4 protein-coding genes are annotated in these 1,768 nt (G+C 71.0%); 2 read left to right on the forward strand and 2 right to left on the reverse strand.

Annotated elements, in window-relative coordinates; translation table 11 throughout:
- On the reverse strand, positions 1 to 264 hold a 264-nt coding region (locus tag AB0M20_RS41695; protein ID WP_364306874.1), incomplete at its 3' end, for a chemotaxis protein CheW.
- A 9-nt stretch (positions 265 to 273) separates the two neighbouring features.
- Positions 274 to 834 carry a TetR/AcrR family transcriptional regulator gene (locus tag AB0M20_RS41700; protein WP_364306875.1) on the reverse strand — a complete coding sequence of 187 codons (561 nt, stop codon included), beginning with the start codon at positions 832 to 834 and terminating at the stop codon, positions 274 to 276.
- Between the two features lie 66 nt (positions 835 to 900).
- On the opposite strand from AB0M20_RS41700, the gene AB0M20_RS41705 reads away from it, so the two are divergent.
- The gene (locus AB0M20_RS41705) at positions 901 to 1,335 is read left to right on the forward strand and encodes a nuclear transport factor 2 family protein (RefSeq protein ID WP_364306877.1); all 435 of its coding nucleotides are present in this window, start codon (positions 901 to 903) and stop codon (positions 1,333 to 1,335) included.
- A gap of 160 nt (positions 1,336 to 1,495) precedes the next feature.
- Positions 1,496 to 1,768: hypothetical protein (locus tag AB0M20_RS41710; RefSeq protein ID WP_364306879.1), on the forward strand; the 273-nt coding region annotated here is incomplete at its 3' end.

Here is a 1,768-nt window from a genome sequence, read left to right on the forward strand (position 1 = left end):
CTCGGTGCGTACCGCGAGAAAGCGGGTGATCTCCGCCGGCCCGCCTCCCAGAAGGCGGGCGACGTCCACCACCGGCGTCGGCACCCCGCGCATGATGCAGATCCCGCTCATAAAGGCGGGCGCGCCGGCCAGCGGGCGGGTGGCCAGCGGGCGCATCGTCTCGACGACGTCGTCGAGACGCAGCGCGCACAGCAGCGATCCGGCCCGGAAGACGACGGACAGAGTCCCTTCCCCCTGAGGGACGGAATGTCCGAGCTGTGCCATTAGCCCAGATTAGCGAGATTCTTTCGGTCCCTTGGCCGGTTTCAGCCCTCGGAGCATGATCTCGCACGTGCGATCCCGCAGGCCGGCGTCCCAGCCACCCTGCAGAGCGCCCTGACACGCGCTGGTCAGCAGCGCCATCACCTCATCGGCACGCACGCCCGGATCCACGGCGCCGGCCTGCTGTGCCCTGGTCAGGAGTGTGGCCACGACGTCGGTGAGCGAGGCGATCGGCTGATCCAGGGGGACGGCCAGCATGCCCACCACCGTGCGGTTGTCGGCGGTCCGGCGTACCAGTGAACGGAAGAACTCGAACAGCGCCGTCGCCGGATCGCCCTCCGTGGCCAGGGTCGCGGCCTCGGCCGTGACCTGTTCGAGCAGCTCCTTCATCAGCGCCCGTAGCAGATCGGCCTTGGTGGGGAAGTGGCGGAAGACGGTGCCCGCCGCAACGCCGGCCCGCCGAGCCACCTCCTCCGTCGACGCGTCGGGGCCGCCCTCGGCGAACACCGCGCCGGCCGCGGCGAGGATCCGCTCGCGGTTGCGCCGGGCGTCGGCCCGCATCGGTCTGGACAAGATGAGTCACCACTCATTATCGTATTTCCGGAGTCGTCACTCACCTTATCGTCCTGGAGGTCCGGCATGACGCCCGAGGAGTTCTTCGACCGCATGAAGCAGCAGTGGCTGGGCCCTCTCGGCCCGCTCGACCACGAGCACCTGGCCGACGACGTGGTGGTCGAGTTCCCGTTCGCGGCGCCCGGCCGCCCGTCCCGCATCGAGGGCCGCGCGCGGTTCGCGGTCTTCGCCGACCCGCAGCGCGCCGCCCTGCCGATCCGGATCGACGCGTGCGACGCCACGGCGCTCCACCAGACCCTGGACCCAGGGACCTTCATCGTCGAGTACGAGCTGACAGCCACCCACCTGCGGACGGGGAAGCGGGCTACGGCAGCGTTCATCGCGGTCCTGACCCTGCGCGACGACAAGGTGGTGCTGTGGCGCGAGTATCAGGACACCGCCGCGATGACCCGGGCCATGGCCCCGTCGTCCCCACCCGAACGGATTACCACCGGCGGGTGAAGCCGGCGGCCCGGCGAAGGGTCGAACCCCTGGTCAAGTCGATCTTTACGGAATGTGCCGAAACCGGGCAAAGTCACCGGTCCGGTGTCTACCGCGTTGGTCCGGCCATGGGCGCCGTGGACAGGCCCGGCGCCGCCGGACCGACGTGAGGATACGGGGAATGCGGAAACCGCTGGTGGTGGTCTGTGTGACGGCCTCGGCCGTGCTGCTGGCAGGCGCGATCGCGGCGACGACGGCGGGCGCGGAGACGACACCCGGCGAGCCGGTGGCCGGAGTCGCCGGACTGCCCGACATCCCGGGGGTTCCCGATCTGCCGGTGGACCCCGACGAGCCGGGGGAGACGCCGGCGCGCCCCGGCGTACCCGGTGTGAACCTGCCCGACTTCGACGAGCCCGCCGCCGAAGTGCCCGCCGACCAGGCGCCCGCGGACGGC

It is taken from the genome of Actinoplanes sp. NPDC051633 (assembly GCF_040681735.1).
In the GTDB taxonomy this organism is placed as follows: domain Bacteria; phylum Actinomycetota; class Actinomycetes; order Mycobacteriales; family Micromonosporaceae; genus Actinoplanes.

Bases quoted from the DNA above. Each gene is read 5' to 3' on its own strand.
- AB0M20_RS41705 (WP_364306877.1), top strand. From the start codon at position 901: ATGACGCCCGAGGAGTTCTTCGACCGCATGAAGCAGCAGTGGCTGGGC.